Source organism: Cupriavidus sp. 291-E7, assembly GCF_057798835.1.
Genome location: NZ_JBYOJV010000036.1, coordinates 15,403 through 37,530, shown reverse-complemented (window position 1 = coordinate 37,530; position 22,128 = coordinate 15,403). Strand labels below are relative to the sequence as shown.

Here is a 22,128-nt window from a genome sequence, read left to right as displayed (position 1 = left end):
GCCGTCTTCTGCAACTGCGCGACCGTGGCCTGCGAGGTGTTGACCAGCGCCATAGCGCCCTCGAACCGGGTCAGCGCCCCCTCGGCCAGCGCCCCGCCGGCGGCAGACGCTGCTTTCCCGGTGTTGACCTTGGCTGTGGGCGTCGCCTGCTCGCTGGACTCGGTAAAGGTGAGATCGAAGGTGACCATGCCACCCTCTTTCTTCGAGTGGGACATCTCCCCCACTCCAGCCTTTACCCTAAGCGTGCCGAGCCACGGATGCACCAGCTCGCCCTCGCCTTCGGTTTCCAGCGCCACGAGGAACTTGTCTCGCCTGTCCATGTAGTCGGCGCCGGCCAAGAAGCCGGTCACCTTGTACTCGCGCGTGACGCGACCCATGTCCTCGACATACGGGACGTTTTTCCCCGGATACTCGTGCGTCACCACCCGGCGGCCGATGGGAACCTTATCCCCCTCGACCTCGAATGGCACGCCACGAAAGGAGGCCGGGCGCAACTTTTCGCGCCAGGTTGCCATTGCTTTCTCCTGATCAATCCGCCCCGGACAGCGAGCGGTAACCGACGCGCGGCGTCATGGTGAGGCCGGGCTGGTTGGTGTTGCCGGGATCGACGCGGGTGCCGGCCGGCGCGTTCTCGAAACGAACCGTCATGTCACCGCGCAGCTGCTGCGTCTGCGCGGTCTGCGACGACAGGGAGGCGGTCCAGTTGCGTACGGAATCGGTCCCCGATCGGATAGCCCCGCCAGCAGCGGCCGCCCCATCACCACCGCCACCGCTGAAGAAATTGCCGACTTTCTGCCCGATCCATGCCCCGGCATTCACCAGCGGCTCGATGTACGGCTTGACGCGGTCCCACAGGCCGCTAAACCACGCGACGATGGGCTCCCAGTTGGACATGATGATGCCGAGCGGATGGAAGCTGAAGAACGCATCTTTGATCCAGTCCCATGCCACTCCGGTGACCGCGACAACCGCATCCCACAGCGCGCCAAAGAACTCGGTGATCGGCCCCCAATTGGCGAGGATTGGCGCCAGCGGCGTGAAGCCGAGTGCCGAGCGGATCCAACCCCACGCGGTTGCGGCATAGCCTTGGATGCTCGCCCACAGGCCCGCGAAGAACGGACCCACGGTCGACCAGTTGGCGATCAGCAGTCCCGCCACCAGCGCAATACCGCGCACCGCCAGGCCGATCGGCGTCAGGTTAGTGATGCCCATCAGCAACTTGATCCCACCAGCAGCCGCGATTGCGCCCAGCTTCAGCACGGTCAAGCCAGCCGCCGCGCCGAGCACACCCTGAATCACTGCCGGGTTAGCGCTGGCGAAGGCGGACATACCGTCAACCAGCGGCCCGACGTACGCAAGGAACGAATTGAGCGGCGGCAACAGAACGTTGCCTACCGAGATCGCCAGCGCCGTCACTCGGTTCTGCATCAGCTGCATGTTGTTCGCCGTGGTGGCTGCACGGGACTCGTATTCCTTTTGCATCGAGCCGGCGTATTGCGACGCCTCGCCCACACGCTGGAAATTCTTCTGCAGCAGATCCATGTTTGTGAGCAACGGCGCGATCGCCCCGATGGATTCCTTGCCAAACAGCCCATCGAGCACGGAAGCCTGTTTCGACTTGTCCACCTTCCCGATGGCGGTCAGTACGCGCAGCATCGTGCCTTGCGCGTCCTTCTGCATATCCACGGCCAATTGCTTGGCATCGAGCCGCAGCGCCTTAAACGTCTGCTGCTGCTCTTTAGTGGCTGACGCACCGGATGTCAGGGTCAGCATCATGTTCTTGATGCCGGTGGCCGCGATCTCCTCCTGCACCCCCATGCCGGCGAGCGTCGCACCCATTGCCGCGATCTGACTGGCGGCGAAGCCCGCCACCTCACCCAGCGGGCCGATCCGCGTCACGATCTCGGAGATCTTGGCGGCCTTCGCTGGCCCGTTATTCCCGAGATAGTTGATTTGATCAGCCAGCTGCACGACGGCGTCCTGCCCCAGCTTGAATGACGTGCGCCAGGTCGCCATCATCTCGCCGGCCTGCTCGGCGGTCTGATCGAATGCGACGCCCATCTTGACCGCGTCCTCGGCAAACTTGGGCAACTCAGCCTTATCGAAACCAGCCTGGCCGCCGGCGGCGACGATCGCTGCGATGTCCTTGGCTGCCATCGGCAGGCGCTTGGACATATCCATGATGTCCTGCCCCATCGCCTTGAACTGGTCCGGCGTGTCGAAATCGACCACCTTTCGCACGTCCGCCATCGCGCTTTCGAAATCGACCGCTGCCTTGGTGGCGGCGATGACCGGCGCGGCCAGTGCGCCACCAGCCAGCACATCGCCAAAAGACAGATCGCCCAGCCCATCCGACTTGAGGCCCTTCCGGAATCCGGCGATGTTCTTGCGGATGCCTGCAAGCGCCGGCGACAGCTGATCGACACCCGTGATCAGCGCCTTGAGTTGAAACCTGTCAGCCATTTACCTATTCCGGTTGTCTGGCCCGATTGATGCGCCTGGCGTGGTGCCAGTAGGTCATCAGCCGGGAAATGGGCCGCCGCAGCATGACCTCGGGATCCTGATGCCAGAACTCCGCGAGGTCATAGACCAGATCGACCATCAGGTCGGCCTCTTGGCACCCCGCCTCAAGAAAAAACCCATGACCCAGAGACACAGGTTGTTCAGGTCGCCGACATCAAGCTGCCGAACCGAACTCATGGGGATCTCAGCGCAGCGGGACACATATTTCATGGCCGCCGTCGTGTTGAGGTTGATCGAGTCACCTTCACCGATGAAGTACGGGACACCCTTGCAGGCCTCCACGTCTTCGCCATTTGGCTCGCGCAGCGTCAGTTCGGTAACTTCTTCGCCGTTTGCCTGGATAGGCTTTTCGAGTGGGAATTTCATTGCCAGTTACCGTCGTCGCCGTTGAACTCGATCGACACCTTGCCGTCGTCACCCGACACGGCAGGTTCGCCGACCACGTACGCACCCTGCAGCACGTAGATCTGCCCGCCCTTGGTTTCCGCCGTGATGACCATATTGGTGGCCGTCTGCAGCTTCTTGATCGGGAAGTTCTTCGTGAAGGTGAGATCGCCCTTGATATAGGGGGGAAGATCATCCTCCTTGAAATAGCCCGGCCGGATGGTTTCCCGCTTGTACTTCATCAGCGGCGCCTCGAATGCGCCCTGCACATCGAATGCAAAGCCGTCCGCCTTGATGTAGACGGTGCCGGCGACTTTCTGACCCATATCGGTCTCCTAGAAATGCAAAGCGGCCCGCACGATGGCGGGCCGCGATGGTTGGAACAGCTTGACCGGCTTACGCCGTTTCTTGCGGGTACTGCAGGCGGAACTGATTCAGCAGCGCGAAGATCCGCAGCTGATTGACGTAGTCAGGCGGGAACAGCACGTTGATGCGGTTCGGGTTGTTGGCATCGCGCTCGACGATCAGGTATTGCTCGAACAGGTCGGCGTTCTCCACGATGCCCTCCCGCTCCATGACGCGATACTCGGCAACCAGCTCGGCGCGGATCGTCGACGGCGTCACGAGGGCCTGGCCGTCACCGACACGCGTACCGTCGTCCGCCAGCTTGTGGCGCCCGTACTTTGTCGTGATCACGCTGCGCAGGCGACGCATCACGTACGCCGTCGTGTGCATCGTTTCGCTGTCCAGATACGAGTCATCGTGCTGACCGTAGGCATTGCGCTGGTACGTCGTAATGCCACGCTCGATGCGCACCACACCGTCACCGGACGTGGTTGTGGCAATGCCATTGGACAGCAGCGCCTGGCGCTCCTGCAGCGTGAATCGCTCGCCCGCCGGCGCCGCATCGATACCAACCAGCTCGCCGGTCTGCGTGGGGCGTGCCACGTCGGCCGAGATGTAGACTGCCGTCCGGGCGGCAAACGCTGCAGCGTGCTCCCACACCGGCGCCATCACGTTGGCCTCGAAGCCCTCGATCGTGACGTGCTGATCGTTGCGCACAACACCGGCGGCCACGAGCGATCCAAGCGTACCGCGCATGGCCGAGTAGACGTGGCCGTAGATCTGCGACGACCACGACCAGCGGCCGGCGATGTCGCCCATCCAGTCGCGGCAGGCATCGAGCGACGCCGTGTCGGTGTACGGCTGGCAGACGAATTCAAATTCCTCGTCACCCACCGCCGCCAGCACGTCATCCATGTCTGGACTGCCCACGCCACCAGCCATCGGCGTGACGGCGACCGCCAGGCCTGCCGGCGTACGCTCACCGTTCGCCAGGCCTGCGCGGTTCATTTCCAGACGGATGTCATTGCCGGTCAGACCCTTCCACTTGACCGTCAGCGTGACCTCGCCCGCCTGCGCGGCCGCCTTGACGGGCATGTTGACCGCCGCGTTGATCGCGTTGGCGAGCGCCGTCGCCGCAGCTGCCGCCGTCATGGCATTAGCGACCGTCACGCGCACGCGCCGGCCAGCGATGTACGCATTGAGCAGCCCGGCCTCGGTCGCGGTTCCTGTGACCGTCAGCTTGCCCGCCGCCGGCGTACCTTCCGCCAGCTTGATCGGCAGCACCCAGATCTGGCCCAGCGGATCGCCGGCACGGAATTTCTGGTACATGGCGGCCAGCATCGAGCCATCGCCAGCGATCGCCACGACATCGCTCTGCCGGCTGGCGATTGCCAGCACGCCGGCCGCGCCGGTGGCATCGTCGTTCATCTGCGCGACGACCAGGCGCCGAAGGGATGCAGCGGCGCCACTACTCGCCATCGAGTTGTCGATCTCGCCATAGAACATCGGCACCAGAGCATCGTTCGGGATGTTATTGAAGCTCACAGGCATTACTTGACTCCCTTGGCGGTCTTCGTGGTCGCCACAGCCGTGCCGGCCTGCAGCTTATCCTCGGTAGCGGCTTCCGCGACGGCCGGCACGTCCTGCTCGGTCACGTCCTGGTCCTTAATGCGGCGTGCCCAGTACGGGGTACGCGGCACATCGCGCCCCTCGGCGGGGAGCGTGTCGCCGCGCTCCGGATCCGGCACCACGCGGCCCTCGGCAGGCTTCACGCGCACCGTCTTGCGGTTTTCAGTCATGTTCATCCTTGATCAAGCTCCACGCGGAGCACGGTTTCGATCCGGCCATCCGGGCCGGGCTTTTGCAGGTTGGGATCGGCCATCGGGTCAATGGCGTCCACGTTGAAAGTGATGACCTCCAGCGGAGGTAGACCGGCCAGCACCATCTCCTCGAAGGTTTCCGGCGGCGCCTCGCCTGGCGTGTTGCCACCCAGCCACCACTCGACCCGGAAGGCGAAGCGGTAGACGGCGCGCGCCCGATCGATGCTCATCAGCTCGCCGCCCTCGTAGGTGACGTGCTCGTAGTCGGCCGCCGGCTTCCAGCCGACCAGCGCCCGGAACAGCTCGGCGCGCACGGCATGCATCGGATCCGCGATCGATTGCCCGCGCTCGTCGTCGACCTTGAGCACGACCAGCACATCGAACTCGTCAAAAATCTGTTGCCGTGTGCCGGTCTGACTCTGGTTTTCACCCGGATCGTCGCCAGTCATGAGCACGTATGCAGCGGGCAGGGCCAGGTGCGAGCCAGCGAGGATGTTTTCCATCTTCATGCCGCCGGCGACGCGCCTTTCGAACGTCGGCGCGTACTGGCGCAGCTGCGCAATTGCGAGGGAAATGAGCATGGAATGAAAAAGCCCCGCTCACGGCGGGGCTGGATGGGTTACTGGGGATCGGCTACTTGATCTCGATCGCGTTGGTGTACGCCTTGCGCAGAATCGCTTCGACCTCGGCGGCCTTGCCCTCCAGCGCGTCGACCATGTAGTTTTTGCGGGGCTTGATTCGCCACGTGCCGCCGCCGGCCTGCGCCTTATGGTCCTTGCGGCGCCGCGCGCCGGCCTTCACGCCGTAGTACAGGAACGCATGATAGGGCGCCGGCATGCCCTCCCCCTTGGTCGGTGCGATGCGGACCAGAAAGCCGGAACGGGACAGCTTGAAATTGACGCTGTCTCGCAGCGCGCCGGTCTTCATGGCCGGATAGCCGTCCGCGCCGCGCGCCAGCGCCAGGTTCATCTTGGCCTGGCCCGCCACCAGGCGCCCCGCCTTGCGCATGCCCGCGCGCACCTTGCGCCGGTTGAAATCGAGCTTCTTGTCGAACCCCTCGAAGCCCTCGATGTGCATGTAGAAGCCGGATCTAGCCACGCTGCAGCTCCTCGACTTCCAGCACAGTGAAGCGGCGCGCGTTGTTCAGGTCCGTCACACGCCGCACGCGGTAGACCGTCGCCCCATGCACCACCTCATGGTGATCGGTGACGCCGGCCAGCGTGCGCACGATCACACGGTGCGTTACCGTGGCATCGATCTGCACGCTGCCGGCGTAGATCACCGACCCCACCGGCTCGATCTTTGCCCACCGATCCACCGACTCGGGAAACGCCGAATCGATCTCGATGTCGCCGATCGGCTCATCAGTGCGCCAGCGAACCTGCACGAGCCGGTTTAGCTCGCCGATATGCGGGAAATCCATTCAACACCTCGGGACAAGATAGGGATCGAGCAGGCCGTCGACGAAATCGCGCGGCGGCTCCAGCTGCGTGCCGGAGCCAGGCGTATGCACAAGGCCTTGCCGGTTTTCTAGGTAGTAGCCGAGCCGCTGCAGGATCCACATCTTGACCTCGGCAGGCACTTTCCCGGCATCCCCGTAGCCGCACGTCACGAGCAGCTCGCCATCCGCCGGCGCAGTCACCTCCGCCGGCAGGCCGTCATCGAACGCGACATCTGCACCGGCTTGCGTGACACCCTGCACCGGCATCAGATCGTGCAGCACCACGCGCTGCCCTGCCTTGACGGGAATTGACCAGACCTGCGTCACGAAGCGGCGCCCCGTTGTGTGCTCGGCCTTCCCGCGCGCCGCCGCGATGCACAGCGTGACGGTGTCATCATCCTCGCCATCGTCGATCCGTGCCCAGCGGCGCGCGGCGGCGACGGTGACGGGCTCCTCTGCTGCAGGCGTCACCAGTCGCATGGCTTAGGCCTCCGGCGGATCGCTCGGCGTGCTACCCGCCCCGCCGCCACCGGCCGGCGAACCGTCGCCATCCGTGCCCGCACCGCCGGCCTTCTTGCTGGCCTTCGCCGGCGTCACGTACTCGGCCTTTTTGCCATCGACGTACGCCTTGGCAACGTCATCGGGAAAGCCAGCGGTTTCGCCCGGCTGATACGGAGACACACGCTCCAGAAACTTGACGATTTTCATGCTTGATCCTTCGATAGGAGATCAGGAGAACGGCGGCCGGATAACCCGGCCACCAGGCAAGCGTCAGCCGCTTACGGCTTCCACTTCACGGCGGTCAGCACCGCAACGGACGGGATGTGACGCAGGCCGAAATCGTGCTCGGTGATGGCACGCACCAGCGTCTCGTCGCGGCTGAATGCCGACACCAGATTGCCGCCCGACATGTACGTGCCTTCCTTCGAGATGTCGATGATCAGGCCCGTGGCTTCGCCGATGAGCGCGTCATTGAAATCCACCAGGTAGATCTCCGACTCGTCGCCGCCAACGCCAAGGTTGTCCGGGATGGTGGTCGTCACCGCATACGGCTTGTTGCGCAGCATGCCGGAGGCGATTTCCGGGAAAACATGGTTGCCGTTGCCGTCCACCAGGTTCTGCAGGTAGACCAGCGTGCGCGGCGACATGATCCAGCCGGGCTGGATCATCTTGACGTTGCCGTTGAGCAGCGACAGCTCCAGCTTGCCCAGATCGTTCTTGACGTTCTGCACGTTGACCGTGGCATTCGCCGGGATCACCGCACCGCCAGCCGCCTGATAGCGCAGGCCGGTCGGCGTATTGCTCGTGCCATCGTCACGGATGAACGCCTGATCCTCGCGCGTGCCGATGCCCTGCACGATGTCGTCGCGCACCAGACCGTTGGCATTGGGCGAACTGAATCGGATCAGGTCGTTCGACACCGGCACCAGCGCCACGAGCTTTTTCTTGGACATGGTCAGCGGCCCAAACGCCGGCTGGCTGACCGGGATGTCGGTGCCTTCGGTCACGTAGCCGGCGGTCGAGCCCGCGGTGTGGCGCGACATGGTCAGCGTGCCGGCCGGCATCGGGATCGTGCGCGCACCCAGCTTTCGCACCACGCTGGCCGGGCGCAGCAGCTCGACCACTTCTGGCACATAGCCAGGCGGCACGATGAAGCCACCAGCCGAGCCGGTGCCGGTATTCAGCGCCGCAGCAATGTCCGGTGCGTGGCACTGCGTCTCGGCGTAGTGCGCAGCTGCGCGCGGGTCACCGCCCGACGACACCAGCGAGCGCACGATGATGCCGAGCGATTCGCCGGCCTTGCGCTCGGCCTGCTTGGGTTGCGCGGGCAGCGAGCCCGACACCGGCGCGGCGACAGCCGCTGCCATGCGCTCGGCTGCCTTGATGCGGTCAATATGCGCCGTCAGGTCATCGAACTGCGCCGACAGCTTGGTGAACTCGGCCACTTCCTCGGCAGTGAGCGCGGTGCCGCCGCTTTCCTTGGCTGCCAGTGCCGCGACAGCCGCCTGCACGCCCGCACGCTCCTGCAGCAGGGTCATCAGATCTTTCATGCTTGGTCCTTTTCGGATGTAGAAATGAAAAAGGCCGCCAGATCGGCGGCCCTTGGATACCCCATGCGGGGAGGTTCAACCCATGCGCACGCGCATGGCGGTTGCGGCGCGCATTACGCGGCCCGATGATGCCGCCGGCGCGGTCTGATATCGGCCGACGATCTCGCGCAGCGCGTCGCGCGGCGCCATCAATTTGTCGGCAAGCTTGGCCTTGACGCCATCCGGCCCCATGAACGTGCCCGCCTCCATGTCGCGCACGGCTTGCGGATCCAGCCCACGATTGCGCGCCACGGTTTCGACGAACAACCCATAGACCCGGTCGACTTCGCCCTGCAGCGTCGCTTGCGCCTCATCGGACAGCGGCGCATCCGGGTTGCCGTCGACCTTGCGCGCGCCGGCGTGGATATACGTGACCTTGACGCCGTTGCGCTCGTTCAGCGCACTGCGATCCGTGTGCGCTGCGACCACGCCGATACTGCCCACGCCGCCCGTGCGCGACACGATGATCTCGTCGGCCGCACTGGCGATCGCGTAGCCTGCCGAGTACGCCCGATCATCGACGATTGCGGTGATCGGCTTGGTGCCGCGCGCCTGATAGATTTCATCGGCCAGATCAAACACGCCGTTGACCGAGCCGCCCGGCGTATTGACGCTCATCACGATGTGCCCGACATCGGGATCCGCGACCATAGCAGCGAAGTTCGCCGACAGCTGCGCGTAACTCGTGAGGCCGGACATGGCATCCAAACCAGAGGCGCGATGCACCAGCGTGCCGCTGATGTCCATCACACCGACACCGCGCCCGACATCGGCCCACGCCTTGCCGCGCGCCGCCTCCAGTTTCTTGGGATCGTCGTTGTCATGCCAGGCGCCCAGCTGGTGCGTGCCCAAGCCCTCGAACGTGAGCCCCATACGATCGCCCAGCACCGCGAGGATGATGTCGAGTTTCATGGGGTCAATCATGTGCGCCTGGCCGAAGACCAGAGCCGCGAGGAATGGATACCTCATGCTGCGTTACCTCCCTTTGCTTGCCGCGTTACGCCCACCGGCGCCATGTTGAGCGGCGCCCAGAATTCATCGCCGCCGTCGTAACGGTCCATGTCTTCCATCTCGCGGCAGTCGTTGGCATTGAGGATCCGGCTTTCGAGTCCGACCTTGTACGCCTCATACCGCGACTTGATGTCCCCGCGCAGTAGCGCGTCGACGTTGAATTTGACGTACAGACCCTTTTCGCGCTCGATCTCGGAGAACAGCGTGAGATTCATGCGCTGCTCCCAGCGCTTGATCCACGGTGCCAGCGTGAATTTCACGAATTCGAGCGACAGATGCTCGATGTTGCTGAACGTCGCCTTTTCCAGATCGGCCAGCATGTGCGGCGGGACGCGGAACAGCCTGGCGATCTCGCCGATGCTGAATCGGCGAGATTCCAGAAACTGCAGATCCGACATCGACACCCGCAGCGTGTGCAGCTTGACGCCACCGGAGACAACCGGCGGCCCGGCCCTGCGGTCGCGGCTCAGATCGACCCATTGCTTGCGGAACGTGTCGCGCTGATCCTTGCCCTGCTTTTCCGGCACCTCCAGCACCACCGGCGGCACGAACCCCTCGGCAAACGCTTCGTTGCCCAGCTCCTCGGCCGCCATCGCCAGGCCGATGGTTTCGCGCGCCAGTCCGATTGGCGAAAGGCCCACCAGCCCATCGAGCGAGAACCCACGGATATGCAGCACCTGGCGGGCGGGCACGTCGCGCTCGTCCTCCAAGTCATAGACGAACAGCTTTCGATCCCTGTCATACCGAACCGTCGTCTTGTCCGGATGCTGCGGATACAGGCCATCGATCTCGCCCTTTCCGCTCCAATCGACGAACGAGTACGCATTACCGCGAAGGCTCAGATGCGCCTGCCCCATCTCCACGAACTCGAAAGACGTGTTGTTCGTGTTCGGCGAGTCGTGCAACAGCCCCACCAGGTTGTGCTCATGCACCTGCGATCGCTTGCCGCCCGTCTTCTGGTACACACTGATCGGCAGGCTTGCCATCGACTCGGCGATGATTCGCGTGGCCGCGTACACCGCCGTCACGCGCAGCGCCGTCTCCGGGCTGACATACTGCCCGGAGCGCGATTTCGCGCCGCCGAAGATGCGCATTAGCCAGGGTTGCGCCGGCGCCGTGCCGCTCACAGGCATGTCGCCGCCGCCAGCGCTTGCTACGATCGCAGGCGTGCGAAACGCCTGCGCGGCAGCGCCGAAACGTTGCAATAGGGTCATGGGTCACATTCCATCGGGCACATCACCATCGCCACCCACTGCGGCACGGCTGAAGGCCATGATTACGGACACCGCCGGATCGATCCGGCCGCGCCCCTTTGACTTCTTTTTGTCGGGCCGGAAATTGCCGTTCGTGTCAAAGAGCAGCGACACATTCGACACGGCCCAGCGCAACACGGAATTTTTGCCACCGTGCCGCATGCGTTTCGCGTAGACGACTTCCTCGAATTTCTTGGATCCGGGATACATGCCGCCCGTGTTCTGCGGCACGGCCACCATCGGCACGTCACGCTCCATCAGCTCGTTCGCCAGCTGCGTCGCATTCCAGATGTCGAAGCCGACTTCGACCACGTCATAGAGGCGGCAGGCCTCCAGAATCTTGGCTTTGATAGGCTTGTAATCAGTGACGCTGCCATCGGTCGCGGTCAGCGAACCATCCTTGACCCAGCGCTTGTAACTCGCTCGGTCATCGGCCTCCTGCGTGTCGACCTTTTCTTGCGGACACCACGTCCACACGAGCACGTACCACTCGCCATCCGGATCGTCGTCGGGCGGCGGAAAGACCAGGCTGAATGCGGTCAAGTCTTGCGTCGACGCGAGATCGAGGCCGCCATAGCAGCGACGGCCGAGCAGGATCTTGGGATCGAACTTCTTGGCGCCCTTGTCCCACACGGACATGTCGATCCAACCCTCTGCCGAATTGACCCAGAGATTCAGGTCTTTCGTCATGAAGTTGGCGCGTGCGCTTGGCAGTGCCGCCGCCTTGCGCGCCATGTCGTGCATGTAGTCCAGTCGCTTGGACATGCCAAGCCCCGGATTCGCCTTGATCCAGACGCCCGGATCGAACGGGTCATCGTCCGCGTCGAGCGTGTAGACGTAGCCGAAAAACGCATCGTCTACACGCTCACCCCTGAGCACCTCGATCAGGTAGCCGCGCATCTGCGTGCAGACGCCGTCGAGAATGAACCCGGCGGTTGTGATCGCCGACAGCAGCGGCTGCGTCCGGGCGCCAAGCGCGGACTCCATCACCTCCCACACGTCGGCCGATTTCTGCGCGTGCAGCTCGTCGAACAGAATGGCATGCGGGTTCAGGCCATCGAGCGAGTCGGCATTCGCCGGCAGCGGCTTGAATACCGAACTGTCAAAGGCGACCTTTTCCTGATTGGTGCCCTCGTGGATCGTGAACGATCGCTTGATGCCGCGCGAGCGCCGCGCCCAGCGCTTGATGTTGTCGAATGCCGGCTTGAAAACCGACATCGCCTGGTCGCGCGTGGTGGCAACCGCGTACACCTCGGCGCCGACTTCCCCATCCATCATGAACAGGTAAGAGCCCTGCGGACCTTTCCACGTGCTTTTGCCGTTCTTGCGCGCGACTTCCTCATAGCCGCGCTTGAACCGCCGCAGGCCCTCGGCGTTTTTCCAGCCGTACAGCACTGCCGTCCAAAACTTCTGCCACGGATCCAGCAGGATCGGCTTGCCCGCGAGCGGCCCCTTGATGTGGACGAAATACTTTTCGATGTAGTCGATCACGTGCCAGGCGGCATCCGGATCGAACCACAGGCCACGCTTGTGGCCATCCATCAAATCGCGGTAGTGCCGCTCCACCGCCAGGTAGACCAGCTCGCCCACCACGATCTCGCCGCGCAGCACCGGCAAGCCGTAAGCGGTATCCCACTCGTGCAGCTCGCCGGCCGCAGCCGTCAGACGTTCGACGTGCTTTTTGGTGCGGCGCGCTTTGGCGCGACGTTCCGTGCGGCGGTCGCGTGCGCCAGCAGATCCCCGAACAGATCGTCCTGCACGCCCTCGTCGCCCAGCTTCGCCCGCGCCATCACCGACGATGGCAGGGTCAGGCAGCTCTCTGGCAACCATTGCAGCAATTCCTTTTTCAGCGCTGCCGCTGCGTAAAAGAATTGATGCGGCTGCTCGAACCCGTTGGGCGTTTTAACGAAGTAGGTGCCGGTCAGCTTTTCCAGATCCGCCAGCCGCACCTCGGTGTCGATCCACCGGATGAACGTCTTGCACACCACGGCTATCGCAATGCCGGCGGTGAGATGCGGCATGCCGTCAGCACGCAGCACGCCGCAGAGGTAGTCCCACACCTTTCGCTCGCGCGAGTCGAGGTGCGTGCCTGGCGGAACTGGCGGCGAGCGCACACCTTTTCCATCGGCATCGGAAGGCGTCGACGCCATGTCGTCATCGGCGCCAGGCAATTCGGTGTCTTTCAGGCCCATAGAAGGCTCCATTCAACGCGAGACACAAAAACCGCCATCGGCCGTCTTTCGTGCTCCCTATGAGGCGGAATCTTTAACCCCCCCCCTCTCAAAAAATGCTCCCCGAAAATTCGAAGCTGGCGCGCGGTCCCGGAGGCGGCGGCGCCAGAAATTACCCCCGCCCCTCCCCCTCATGCGCCGGCCGGGCCAGCCGCACCGGGTTGGCGAAGCCGCCATCCTCGGTCGCAGTCTTCCGGTCGTGGTGCGGCTTGCACAGCGCCTGCCAGTTGCTGCGCCGCCAGAAAAGTTTCTGATCACCCTTGTGCGGCACGATGTGGTCGACCACAGTGGCCGCCACCACATGCTCGTCATCGAGACAGCGCACGCACAGCGGGTTGTCGCGCAGGTAGTCGGCACGCTCGCGCCGCCACTTCGCACCGTACCCGCGACTCGCCGCACTACCGCGCTCAGTGTTGACCTCGGCTTTCCGTTGGGTTGCATGGTCCGCGCAGAACCCGGCATCAACGGCGTAACGTCGACAGCCCGGCCGCGCGCATGGTCGCGGCGCCCTGCGTGGCATTCGGCAAACTCCAAAAAGATCGGGCCGGCGCAAAGATGCGGCCGGCCCGACGGAACGCCTGGCAATGCAGGCAGGGAGACACCAGGGTTGCAGCGCGCACAGCACGCTTACCGAGCCAAGCCCCCACCCGCCCGGAAAGCAAAAAGCCCGATCGGGTAGGAACCGGATCGGGCTTGTTTCGCTGCACGCACTGAAACCACAGCGTAGCCGAAATCTACTGCAACCCTGTCACGATTTCAATAGCAAGGCCAAGGGGGGCGCAATAAGCTTCGGATTCTTAAGGAGAAAATCTACCCCGTTTAGCAGCGCAATTTGCATGCGCCAGCCGTGCCGCTCGGACACGCGGATGCGCTTGGCCGCCAGACGCATCGGCGCCTCGTCGACGTACAAGCTAACCGCCAGCTGGTACAGCTGCTTTGGCAGCTTGCGCAGCGCCTCGTGTGTGCGCTCACAGTCCTCGGCCGTCACCGGCGTATAGGCCCGCACCGACTGCGTGCGGATCTCCTCGATGGTGAGCGAGCTTTCGCCGTAGCCGCGCGGCCCGTCACTGTTCGCCCACGCGCCCCACGACTGCAGGCGCTCGATGATCCGTGCATGCACGCCTGCATGCGTACCAGTTTCTGCGCGCATCCGTTCCCCCATCACGTTGTCGTCGAAGCAATGCCGTACTTGCGCCGCGTCATCTCGGCGAGCACGCCCTTGGGCATCGGCCCATTGCCGTACTGCGCCACCTTTTGCGCGAACTCGTCGTCACGCATGTGCAGCTGCGCGAGCCTGCGCTGCTCGGCCTCGCGCTCGGCGCGCACCTTGTCCGCAAAGTACGGCGCAAAGCCTGGCTGCTGCATGCGCTTGACCAGATCCGCCAGCCATCCGAACGGGTTGCCAAGCTTGTCATGTTGCATACGCCCGCGCCATTCGTCGATCGCCACCTGGCGCGACGCTTCGGGTAGGACAGCGACGATTCGCGCCATGTTGGCCCGCTGGCCGTCCGTCAGGCTGGTCGGCCAGGCCAGATGTGGCTCCCACGCGAATCCGCCCTCCGGCCGTCCCTCTGAAAGCAAGCCGCTTTTCCCCACCGCACTGGCGGACTCGCGGCGGTCCTCTGAGGACGTGGCGCCAGGCTTTGCCACTGGTTTTTCGTCAAGGGGGTTGTCGATCGTCGGCGCCGCAGGCGCTGACGACTCGATCTCGCTTTCAGCCTCACCAGCCGGAACGGCTGGGGGGGTTGGGGGGGTTGGTTTTAAGGTTTTACCGGTAGTCGGATGTGTGTCGGACCTGCTGTTTTTTGCCCCCTGTGGATAAGCCCGCGAATCCTTGCCAGTATTCGGTTTGCGGGCACCTTGCGGGGGTGTCGAACCCCTGTCGGCCTGTTTTTGGGCGGCATTGTCCGTATCGGCGAGCGGGCACAGGAAAGCGATATGGAAGCTGTCACCGATCTCGCGCAGCAGGCCATGCTTGACCAGCTGCTTCGCCAGGCGACGCACCATCGACTCGTTATGCGTGACTGCGGCCACGCCCGATCGCGGCTCGACGTACATCCATTCTTTCAGCGCCTGCCACGAGATTCGCACGCGCTTGCCCACGGTGCCCGTAGCGAAGTCCATGCGCGGCCGGATCGCTGCGACGTACAGCCGAAAGGCGGCATGACCGAGACCGGACAGCGCGTCCAGCTCGGCATCGTTCAGTTTGATTGCTGCCATAACCCCTGCCCCGTTGATACCTGCTCTGCCGGCTTGTCGAACGACGTAAGGTCTTCCCATACGCCAGCGAGATCCGCACTACCGTCGTACACCGCCACCAGGTGTTGACGCGCCCGATTGACGCGCAGCTGCACATTGAATTCGGGCGAACTATGCCCGATCAGCTGCACAACGCGCCCGCGACCACGCTTCATCACGAACACGCCAAACGGTTCGCCACCCTTGAGGATCCGGGACTTGATGCGCACAAAGGCGCTCTCCAGCTCGCGCCTGGTAAATGGTTTCTTAGGCCGCAGTACGTGCTTGGGCCGAACGTGCCCCACCGGTGCCGCACGCGGGACACCGGGCGGAAGGTCGATTCGCGTCATTTTTCGGAGGCCCCTCCCTGCTCGGCCGCGCGACTCGCTGCCTGGCTCAATGCCATCGCAACGCGGCACACCTCCATCACTTCCTTCTGGATGCGCTCAGCCTCGACGCGACTGATCTCGCCGTCGCTGGCCCCTTCCGTGGTCACCTTGACTACGTCAGCGAACTCGCGCGAGACATTGCCGAGATGGATCATCAGATCGGTGATCGTGACTGATGCATGGGCCGGCAATGGCTCCACCGCTACCATGCCATGTCGCATACACAGCGCATGAATAGGCGCTTTCGCATCCACCTGCCCTACCTCCTCGCACAACTCGACAACCAAAGAGAACTCTTCGGCGTTGATCTGATGCGTGAGAATGCCAGGACGCAGCTTGTTGCGTAGCACGTTGGGCGATACCTGCTTACCCAAGCGCACGGCCATCGCATGAGCAAGACCCTCGATTCCGCCGGCGGGATAACCACGCGCGGCGATATAGAGCGCCTCATGCTGGTTGATGTCGGAATACTGGTACGTCATTGCGGTAAACCCCCGGATATTTGGCCGTGTCGCCTCCACGTCACAACCGTATATGCTTCGTCTCAAACGCGGCACCTTGACCGCGACTCAGGGAGAAACACCATGTTCCAACCCAAGCCTAAATTCACCCGCCTATTGACCCCACTGGCGAAGCGGCGGATTGCTTCCCAGCGTCGAGGCCTGGCACAACGTGCCAGCGGCAGCTCCCCTGCCGAACCCCTCAGTCCTGTCCCCCCGTCATGCGGTGCAGCTGGATCGTGACGTAGGTCATTTCAGGCCAAACCTTTGCCCAGTCCTCACGCAAGTCTCTCCGGGTCACTGCGCCATCGGAATGACGCTCGATCGCCACACACAGCTCGCACTTGAACCGCGTGCCGGTGCTGATCGCCTTGCGTAGATAGCCCTCAGACGTGCCGATCGCCGCACAAAATTCTGCGCGGGACGCCTTGTCGAGGCCATTGAGGTAGGCAAGTAGTTTTTCCATTTCGCCGGGAGATTACCATAAAGTAATGCCCGGTCAATGCCTTTTGGTGTTTTACCTTAAAGTAATAGAACGCGATAATTCGCCCTATGACGACCGCCGACATCCGCCGCACGCGCCTGCAACGCCTGATCGACGACAAGTACAAGACACAGGCCGAGTTCATCCGCCAAACTGGCGAGAACCAAGGCGAAATTTCCGCGATCTTGCGCGGAGTGAAAGGCTTTGGTGAGAAGAAAGCGCGGAAGCTGGAAGGCAAGCTAGGACTGCCAACCGGCTGGCTCGACACCCCTGACAATCCGTCCATCCCCTTATCGCGCCACATAGGTTCACCGACATTAAGTGAACCTTACAATTTCCCTTCGTCGGGCGATAACTTCGAGGCGGGACCGGACATCCGATCACGGCCCTACCCCGAAATCTCATGGGTACAAGCAGGGATGTGGACTGAAATTGCTGAAAACTTTGAGCCTGCAGCAGCACAGGCGTATCACTATTGCCACAAGGATCTCGGCCCGCATGGCTTTGTCCTGCGCGTAAAAGGAATCTCGATGACGGCCCCCACGGGTCAGTCGCCATCGTTCCCAGAGGGAATTCTGTTGTTCGTGAATCCGGACGCCGAATACGCGACCGGCAAATTCGTGATCGTTCGCCGCAATGGCAACGAAGCCACTTTCAAGAAACTGGCGATGGTCGACGGGGAGCCGTACCTTGAGGCGCTCAATCCGGACTGGCCCAATCGTTTTCTGCCCATGCAGAAAGACGACCACATTTGCGGCGTCGTCGTAACAGCCACTTTCGAGCTGTACTGACCCCCGCCGACGATCCACAAGGGCGGCCGACAGAGCACGCCAGGGATCGCACTGTCTCCACAAAACGTCAGCCTGCCGGGGAGCGGCTAGGCTGATACCTCAAATCGGGTCGCCGATGGTATTGGCGTGCTCGCAACAATTACCGTTTGGTATTGTAGAAAAAATTACTCTTTGGTAATCTCCGCTCCTGACGCGCCAACCGGCGCGACATTCCGGAGAACCACATGAACAAGAGCAAACGGGTCAGGGTCTGGATCACAGCCCTTTTTGTGTCGGCCGTTCTGGCCGGCGCCCACGTCTACGCGGTCCATCAGGACCACCAGGCCGAGCAATCCACACCGGCCGCCGCGATGCGCCTCCATACCTGAGTTGCCATGCGGCCCCGCCCCTTTTCGAACGAGGCCTTGATTGCAGAGTTCACCCGCATCAAGGGCACCGGTCGAGCAGAGGACGCGATCCGCATCCCCCACATCAGATTGCAACTCATCGACTCCATCCGCGAGCGGCTTCGCCGGAAGCCGCCAACCCGCCGGCGCCACACCGAACCAACGATCGATTTGAAGCGGCGCCAGGCCAACGACCTCGATTAAGGATCCATCATGCTGATCGGAATCACCGGCCGCCCCGGCGCCGGGCAAGACGCTGCAGCAGACTATCTCGCCACCAGCGATCACCGCTTCATCATCATCAGCTTTGACCGCCCTCTGCGCGCCATGCTGCGCGCCAGCTTCAATCTCACCGAAGCGCATTTCCACCCCGACCAGTACCACGTACCCGTTGCCGGCCCGAACAAGACGCCTGCAAGGCTTCTGCATGCCTTGCGCTGGGAGCGCATTCGCACCAACGTCGAACCTGAGACCCTGCTCGATCCCGTGCGCGAAGCCCTCGCCGACGCTCGCGCCCGCAATATCGACGTAGTGATCCCCGATGTCTACACCGAGGCCGAGGCTTCACTCGTACGCGAGTTTGGCGGCCAGCTGCTGCACCTGATCAACAAGGCCGCGCCGGATCTCGGTCCAGACCCACGCATCAAGCGGCGCGAGTTGGAGCGCGAGCTGCTCGTGCCAGCCCATGTTTTCAGGATGTATGACGCGCTCGATGAGATCGTCGGCGAGGAAGCATTCTGCGAGCACCTGTCATGAGCACGCGCCGCGACCACCAGATCCGGCGTGACACGGCGCCGACTATTGCCGCCGACAAGCAAAAGCTGCAGCTGGAGCTTTACGACAGCGTTGCCGCTGTTTTCCTAGAGCCGAACGAGGCGAGCTATACGCGCGTCGCCCGCATGGTTTCGATCGTCCGCCAGGCGATGGCACAGCAGAAGCTCACCGCATACGACGCGCAGATCCGCTCGGCCCAGCTCGCACTCGACGACATCTTTGGTCGCTGGGAAGCCAGCGGCGAGGTCCGCGTGCTGGAACTTGAAAAGTACACCCTTCGCGCAGCTTGCCGCGCCCTGGCCGAAGCGATCGACAAGGCGTCGATTCGCTCCCTCGAAATCGCCCGCGATCGCACCGAGGCCGAAATGGCAGTGCAAGGCGCTCCCGGCGCGGAACACCCCTATCTGGAGCGCCGCCAGTGACCCGCACCCAACGTCAGAAGCACCACGATACGGCGCCATCGCCCGCCAGCATCGGCGCGCGGATCTCGAATGAAACCGCCATCCGCCTCGCGGCCACCTCCCGGCCGCAATCGAAGTTTCGCAGCACTCAGCGCACGCACGTCGACGACATCGCCACCGACAAGCTCGCCGATGCGATCAAGGCACGCTTTGCCCAGCTGCGCGCCCCCGGCTTCGAATGGGATGACCCACGGAAGTTTTCGCCGGAGCTGCTCGCCGGCATGCTTGGCGAGGCGATCTGCGCCGGTGACGTGGCGCTGGTCGGCGCCGTCGCTGCTGCGCTTCACTCGCGTATCACCGACGCGGCAACCATTGCCGAGCACGCCATGCGCGCATTCCTGCGCGGCTCGTGCCACGACCAGGCACAACACATCGCCGAGCTGCAGGTACGTGTCGCCCAGCTCGAAAAGGAGGCTCTCGCGTGATCCGCGATCAAATGGAGCGCGCCGCATGAGGACCCCCGCCACCGAAGCGACCCGCGCCCAGGTATTGGACGCGCTGCTGGCAGGCCGCGAGATCAACTGCACGTTGTTCGCGCGTGAGATCTGCGGCTCCGAAACGACCGTGAGCCGCATGGTTCACGAGGTCCGCGGCGCGCTGCACGCCCGCCAAATGCGATGCGGCCAAGCCCTCCGCATCTATTACCGGGTACGCGACGAACAACCCCTGCGGCGCGCCCGCCAAGCCATTGAAACAGGCGGCAGCACCGATCCGGTTTTCGACTTCACCCCCTTACTGCAGACGTGGCAGCTCGACCAGCCCTGCGATATCGCACTGCCCCGCCGCGCGCACCGCATCTACATGGACGACGACAGCCTTTTCGGAAGGAAAGACGCATGAACGCTCAGCCCCGTGAATGGCTCGCCGCCATCACCAGCCCCTCGCGCGGAATCATGGACATGACGCCTGGTGCGTGGAACCACAGCCCGCCCACCATTGAGCGCATCCGCGTGCGCGAAGTCATGCCTGACGAGCCATCGACTGTCGTGGCCGCCGCCGCAGCAGGCAGCACCGACACGGCCGCCGCGATCACCGCCGCAATGACGGATCTCGCCCGCGAGCTGGGATGCTTCTGGAGCGACCTCATCCCGCACAACGCCGGCCTTTTCATCCCCGGCCAGGCACAGGCTTGCGCCGACCCTGTTGACGCTATCCGCAGACTTTTCGCGCATGTCCACGCCGGCGGCCATGTCCTTCGCACACCCGCGCTTTCGCCCAACACACAGGCCGCTCGCACCGGCAAGGCAGACCCCTCCCCTACCGAAGTTGACCCGCGCCAGGTGGCGCTTTTCGAGGAATGATCATGACTCCAACGCTGCAAGCTAAAACAGGGTATGGCTCACCCACCAATGTCGCGCAACGTATCCGCGAGTGGCTAGGCAAGTACGCAGGAGAAAACAGCGCCTCGCTACTGCTCTACGAAGCAATGAAGGCGCTCGATTCTATTGGCGCCACGGCGCCCGCCTCACAGGCCAAACTGCCATACCCGGACCTCGAAGGGCTGCGCAGAAAGCTGCTGGCTCCGCGCGAGATTGTCCGAGACGCTGATGGATGGCTGACGCACCCTGCATATCCACTGCACGACGAAGACGTGCGTGCCGACAAATTGCTGGATGCCTTCGGCATCGAAACCAGTTTTGTCAGCATGGAATATGACGACAGCGATGCGCATGACCGGTACTTGGAGGCCGAGGTAGCCGACTGCAGTTACTGGACGCCTACGCGACCGGACGGCGATGGCTGGATGCTGATCGAAATCTACGACACCGAGGACGGCCCGGCAGCGATGTTCGCGCGCGAGCGGCCGAAAGAAAAGCCTCTCTCGCGCCGAGGGCGTACCGCTGCCAGCCCGCACCATAGCGGCGAGGTGGGGGGCGAGCGGAAACTGTCGGATGCCGCCCGCGATGTTTTCCTCGAACGCGACCGTGCGGCGAATACAGGCGCAATCACCGCAAACAATGCGGAGAATAGCGATGCGTGAGCACCCCATCCTCTTCAAGAGCGAGCTGGTAGCGCGCATTCTCGCTGACGAGAAAACTCAGACCCGACGCACCAACGGCCTGGACTACTTTTCGGAGAACGACCCCGACAACTGGCATGCACGGTTCTGGGATGGCTTTGCCTATTTCCATTACAAGAATTGCCCCACCGAACGCGAGGTGCGCTGCCCGTACGGGAAGCCCGGCGATCGCCTATGGGTTCGAGAAACGTGGCAGCACAGCAATTTCCCGCTCGGCCCATACGAACCCGATTGCGACGTGTTCTATCGGGCCGACTTCCTCAACGATCCCCTCGGGCCGGATCTGGAGCGCTCGCCCGATGGAATCCGTCGCAAATGGCGCACCCCCCTGCACATGCCCCGCAGCGCTTGCCGCCTGCTACTGGAAGTCACGCGCGTTCGCATTGAGCGCCTGGCCGATTGCAGCGAGGAGGATGCGGCGGCCGAGGGCATATCGCCAATCTGCACTGGGGCCGCTCCCTGCATCGATACTCATCGCAGTCGACACTACGGAGCCGAACCTACCGCGCGAAGCGCATTTGCCTCTCTTTGGGACGGCATCAATGGTGCCGGCGCCTGGCAAGCCAACCCGTGGGTGTGGGCCTTCGAGTTTCGGAGGATCAACGAATGACCCTGCCCCTCTCCAGCACGGCCGCAATTCTTTGCAGCCGACCAGACTTCCACCAATTTCTCGCCGACCGCCACACGGACGCCTGGAATCGCTGCACCCTGCTTTCGTACACGGAAAAGGCCACAAGTGTCGTACGCGAAATCTGCGGCATTCAATCACGCAAGGAACTGAACACCGACCCTGAAGCCAAGCGTCGGTATGACCAACACATCGGCCTACCCTTCAGCGCTTGGCGCAACGGGCGGTAATACGCCCCATCCCGTGGCGTGACAACAACGCCACCCCGGAAAAGTGTCCCCAAGTGGGACACTTTTTCTTTTTGTACCTTGTCATTCACGTTTCTTGCGAATATCGTTCACGCATGCCAACCACAACGC

Annotated in this window: 34 protein-coding genes; 11 read left to right on the top strand and 23 right to left on the bottom strand. The window is 63.3% G+C overall.

The window, feature by feature from the left end; translation table 11 throughout:
- The 23 genes from AC3FLX_RS32400 to AC3FLX_RS32290 all read right to left on the bottom strand — a co-directional run.
- On the bottom strand, window positions 1-515 hold a 515-nt coding region (locus AC3FLX_RS32400; protein WP_488701420.1), incomplete at its 3' end, for a DNA circularization protein.
- Between the two features lie 13 nt (window positions 516-528).
- Window positions 529-2,463 carry a phage tail tape measure protein gene (locus tag AC3FLX_RS32395; RefSeq protein WP_488701419.1) on the bottom strand — a complete coding sequence of 645 codons (1,935 nt, stop codon included), beginning with the start codon at window positions 2,461-2,463 and terminating at the stop codon, window positions 529-531.
- A gap of 4 nt (window positions 2,464-2,467) precedes the next feature.
- A complete protein-coding gene (locus AC3FLX_RS32390) occupies window positions 2,468-2,602 on the bottom strand; it encodes a hypothetical protein (RefSeq protein ID WP_488701418.1) in 135 nt (44 codons plus the stop codon).
- Window positions 2,602-2,889, bottom strand: coding sequence for a phage tail assembly protein (locus AC3FLX_RS32385; RefSeq protein WP_488701417.1), 288 nt, complete (start codon window positions 2,887-2,889; stop codon window positions 2,602-2,604). The genes AC3FLX_RS32390 and AC3FLX_RS32385 overlap by 1 nt, the downstream gene beginning before the upstream one ends.
- Window positions 2,886-3,233 (bottom strand): phage tail tube protein, encoded by a 348-nt coding sequence (locus tag AC3FLX_RS32380; RefSeq protein WP_488701416.1) that lies wholly within the window; start codon window positions 3,231-3,233, stop codon window positions 2,886-2,888. Before AC3FLX_RS32380 ends, AC3FLX_RS32385 begins: the two co-directional genes overlap by 4 nt.
- A gap of 70 nt (window positions 3,234-3,303) precedes the next feature.
- Window positions 3,304-4,803, bottom strand: a complete 1,500-nt coding sequence (locus AC3FLX_RS32375; protein WP_488701415.1) for a phage tail sheath subtilisin-like domain-containing protein — start codon at window positions 4,801-4,803, stop codon at window positions 3,304-3,306.
- Window positions 4,803-5,051 carry a DUF2635 domain-containing protein gene (locus AC3FLX_RS32370; protein WP_488701414.1) on the bottom strand — a complete coding sequence of 83 codons (249 nt, stop codon included), beginning with the start codon at window positions 5,049-5,051 and terminating at the stop codon, window positions 4,803-4,805. Before AC3FLX_RS32370 ends, AC3FLX_RS32375 begins: the two co-directional genes overlap by 1 nt.
- Before the next feature lie 2 nt (window positions 5,052-5,053).
- Window positions 5,054-5,653 carry a phage tail terminator protein gene (locus tag AC3FLX_RS32365; protein ID WP_488701413.1) on the bottom strand — a complete coding sequence of 200 codons (600 nt, stop codon included), beginning with the start codon at window positions 5,651-5,653 and terminating at the stop codon, window positions 5,054-5,056.
- Between the two features lie 52 nt (window positions 5,654-5,705).
- Window positions 5,706-6,170 (bottom strand): hypothetical protein, encoded by a 465-nt coding sequence (locus AC3FLX_RS32360; RefSeq protein ID WP_488701412.1) that lies wholly within the window; start codon window positions 6,168-6,170, stop codon window positions 5,706-5,708.
- Window positions 6,163-6,495 (bottom strand): head-tail adaptor protein, encoded by a 333-nt coding sequence (locus AC3FLX_RS32355; protein WP_488701411.1) that lies wholly within the window; start codon window positions 6,493-6,495, stop codon window positions 6,163-6,165. Before AC3FLX_RS32355 ends, AC3FLX_RS32360 begins: the two co-directional genes overlap by 8 nt.
- Window positions 6,496-6,993 (bottom strand): head-tail connector protein, encoded by a 498-nt coding sequence (locus AC3FLX_RS32350; RefSeq protein WP_488701410.1) that lies wholly within the window; start codon window positions 6,991-6,993, stop codon window positions 6,496-6,498.
- 3 nt (window positions 6,994-6,996) lie between these two features.
- Entirely contained in the window at window positions 6,997-7,221 is a 225-nt protein-coding gene (locus AC3FLX_RS32345) for a hypothetical protein (RefSeq protein WP_488701409.1), read from the bottom strand.
- Window positions 7,222-7,292: 71 nt separating this feature from the next.
- Complete coding sequence (locus tag AC3FLX_RS32340) at window positions 7,293-8,564, bottom strand: phage major capsid protein (protein ID WP_488701408.1); 1,272 nt, start codon at window positions 8,562-8,564, stop codon at window positions 7,293-7,295.
- Between the two features lie 75 nt (window positions 8,565-8,639).
- The gene (locus tag AC3FLX_RS32335) at window positions 8,640-9,515 is read right to left on the bottom strand and encodes a S49 family peptidase (protein WP_488701407.1); all 876 of its coding nucleotides are present in this window, start codon (window positions 9,513-9,515) and stop codon (window positions 8,640-8,642) included.
- 53 nt (window positions 9,516-9,568) lie between these two features.
- Entirely contained in the window at window positions 9,569-10,828 is a 1,260-nt protein-coding gene (locus AC3FLX_RS32330) for a phage portal protein (RefSeq protein WP_488701406.1), read from the bottom strand.
- A 3-nt stretch (window positions 10,829-10,831) separates the two neighbouring features.
- Complete coding sequence (locus tag AC3FLX_RS32325; protein WP_488701421.1) at window positions 10,832-12,478, bottom strand: terminase large subunit; 1,647 nt, start codon at window positions 12,476-12,478, stop codon at window positions 10,832-10,834.
- A gap of 50 nt (window positions 12,479-12,528) precedes the next feature.
- Entirely contained in the window at window positions 12,529-13,059 is a 531-nt protein-coding gene (locus AC3FLX_RS32320) for a hypothetical protein (RefSeq protein WP_488701405.1), read from the bottom strand.
- Between the two features lie 151 nt (window positions 13,060-13,210).
- Window positions 13,211-13,618 (bottom strand): HNH endonuclease, encoded by a 408-nt coding sequence (locus AC3FLX_RS32315; protein WP_488701404.1) that lies wholly within the window; start codon window positions 13,616-13,618, stop codon window positions 13,211-13,213.
- A gap of 228 nt (window positions 13,619-13,846) precedes the next feature.
- The gene (locus AC3FLX_RS32310) at window positions 13,847-14,260 is read right to left on the bottom strand and encodes a hypothetical protein (RefSeq protein WP_488701403.1); all 414 of its coding nucleotides are present in this window, start codon (window positions 14,258-14,260) and stop codon (window positions 13,847-13,849) included.
- Entirely contained in the window at window positions 14,260-15,378 is a 1,119-nt protein-coding gene (locus AC3FLX_RS32305) for a hypothetical protein (protein ID WP_488701402.1), read from the bottom strand. The genes AC3FLX_RS32310 and AC3FLX_RS32305 overlap by 1 nt, the downstream gene beginning before the upstream one ends.
- Window positions 15,300-15,566 carry a hypothetical protein gene (locus AC3FLX_RS32300; RefSeq protein WP_488701401.1) on the bottom strand — a complete coding sequence of 89 codons (267 nt, stop codon included), beginning with the start codon at window positions 15,564-15,566 and terminating at the stop codon, window positions 15,300-15,302. The genes AC3FLX_RS32305 and AC3FLX_RS32300 overlap by 79 nt, the downstream gene beginning before the upstream one ends.
- A 116-nt stretch (window positions 15,567-15,682) precedes the next feature.
- The gene (locus AC3FLX_RS32295) at window positions 15,683-16,207 is read right to left on the bottom strand and encodes a phage regulatory CII family protein (protein ID WP_488701400.1); all 525 of its coding nucleotides are present in this window, start codon (window positions 16,205-16,207) and stop codon (window positions 15,683-15,685) included.
- Window positions 16,208-16,427: 220 nt separating this feature from the next.
- Window positions 16,428-16,691, bottom strand: a complete 264-nt coding sequence (locus AC3FLX_RS32290) for a transcriptional regulator (RefSeq protein WP_488701399.1) — start codon at window positions 16,689-16,691, stop codon at window positions 16,428-16,430.
- A gap of 86 nt (window positions 16,692-16,777) precedes the next feature.
- Between AC3FLX_RS32290 and AC3FLX_RS32285 the strand changes: the two genes are divergently transcribed.
- From AC3FLX_RS32285 to AC3FLX_RS32235, 11 genes are all read left to right on the top strand, one after another.
- Window positions 16,778-17,500: a S24 family peptidase gene (locus tag AC3FLX_RS32285; protein ID WP_488701398.1), complete on the top strand. Its 723-nt coding sequence runs from the start codon at window positions 16,778-16,780 to the stop codon at window positions 17,498-17,500.
- A 224-nt stretch (window positions 17,501-17,724) separates the two neighbouring features.
- Window positions 17,725-17,868 (top strand): hypothetical protein, encoded by a 144-nt coding sequence (locus tag AC3FLX_RS32280; protein WP_488701397.1) that lies wholly within the window; start codon window positions 17,725-17,727, stop codon window positions 17,866-17,868.
- Window positions 17,869-17,874: 6 nt separating this feature from the next.
- Entirely contained in the window at window positions 17,875-18,090 is a 216-nt protein-coding gene (locus AC3FLX_RS32275) for a hypothetical protein (protein WP_488701396.1), read from the top strand.
- Between the two features lie 9 nt (window positions 18,091-18,099).
- Window positions 18,100-18,642: a hypothetical protein gene (locus tag AC3FLX_RS32270; protein ID WP_488701395.1), complete on the top strand. Its 543-nt coding sequence runs from the start codon at window positions 18,100-18,102 to the stop codon at window positions 18,640-18,642.
- Entirely contained in the window at window positions 18,639-19,082 is a 444-nt protein-coding gene (locus AC3FLX_RS32265; protein ID WP_488701394.1) for a hypothetical protein, read from the top strand. The genes AC3FLX_RS32270 and AC3FLX_RS32265 overlap by 4 nt, the downstream gene beginning before the upstream one ends.
- Window positions 19,079-19,546: a hypothetical protein gene (locus AC3FLX_RS32260; protein ID WP_488701393.1), complete on the top strand. Its 468-nt coding sequence runs from the start codon at window positions 19,079-19,081 to the stop codon at window positions 19,544-19,546. The genes AC3FLX_RS32265 and AC3FLX_RS32260 overlap by 4 nt, the downstream gene beginning before the upstream one ends.
- Window positions 19,547-19,571: 25 nt before the next feature.
- Complete coding sequence (locus AC3FLX_RS32255) at window positions 19,572-19,961, top strand: hypothetical protein (RefSeq protein WP_488701392.1); 390 nt, start codon at window positions 19,572-19,574, stop codon at window positions 19,959-19,961.
- On the top strand, window positions 19,958-20,422 hold the full coding sequence (locus AC3FLX_RS32250; RefSeq protein ID WP_488701391.1) for a hypothetical protein: 465 nt from the start codon (window positions 19,958-19,960) through the stop codon (window positions 20,420-20,422). The genes AC3FLX_RS32255 and AC3FLX_RS32250 overlap by 4 nt, the downstream gene beginning before the upstream one ends.
- Window positions 20,423-20,424: 2 nt before the next feature.
- On the top strand, window positions 20,425-21,102 hold the full coding sequence (locus tag AC3FLX_RS32245) for a hypothetical protein (protein ID WP_488701390.1): 678 nt from the start codon (window positions 20,425-20,427) through the stop codon (window positions 21,100-21,102).
- Window positions 21,095-21,751 carry a hypothetical protein gene (locus tag AC3FLX_RS32240; protein WP_488701389.1) on the top strand — a complete coding sequence of 219 codons (657 nt, stop codon included), beginning with the start codon at window positions 21,095-21,097 and terminating at the stop codon, window positions 21,749-21,751. The genes AC3FLX_RS32245 and AC3FLX_RS32240 overlap by 8 nt, the downstream gene beginning before the upstream one ends.
- On the top strand, window positions 21,748-21,999 hold the full coding sequence (locus AC3FLX_RS32235; protein ID WP_488701388.1) for a hypothetical protein: 252 nt from the start codon (window positions 21,748-21,750) through the stop codon (window positions 21,997-21,999). Before AC3FLX_RS32240 ends, AC3FLX_RS32235 begins: the two co-directional genes overlap by 4 nt.
- Window positions 22,000-22,128 lie beyond the last annotated feature (129 nt).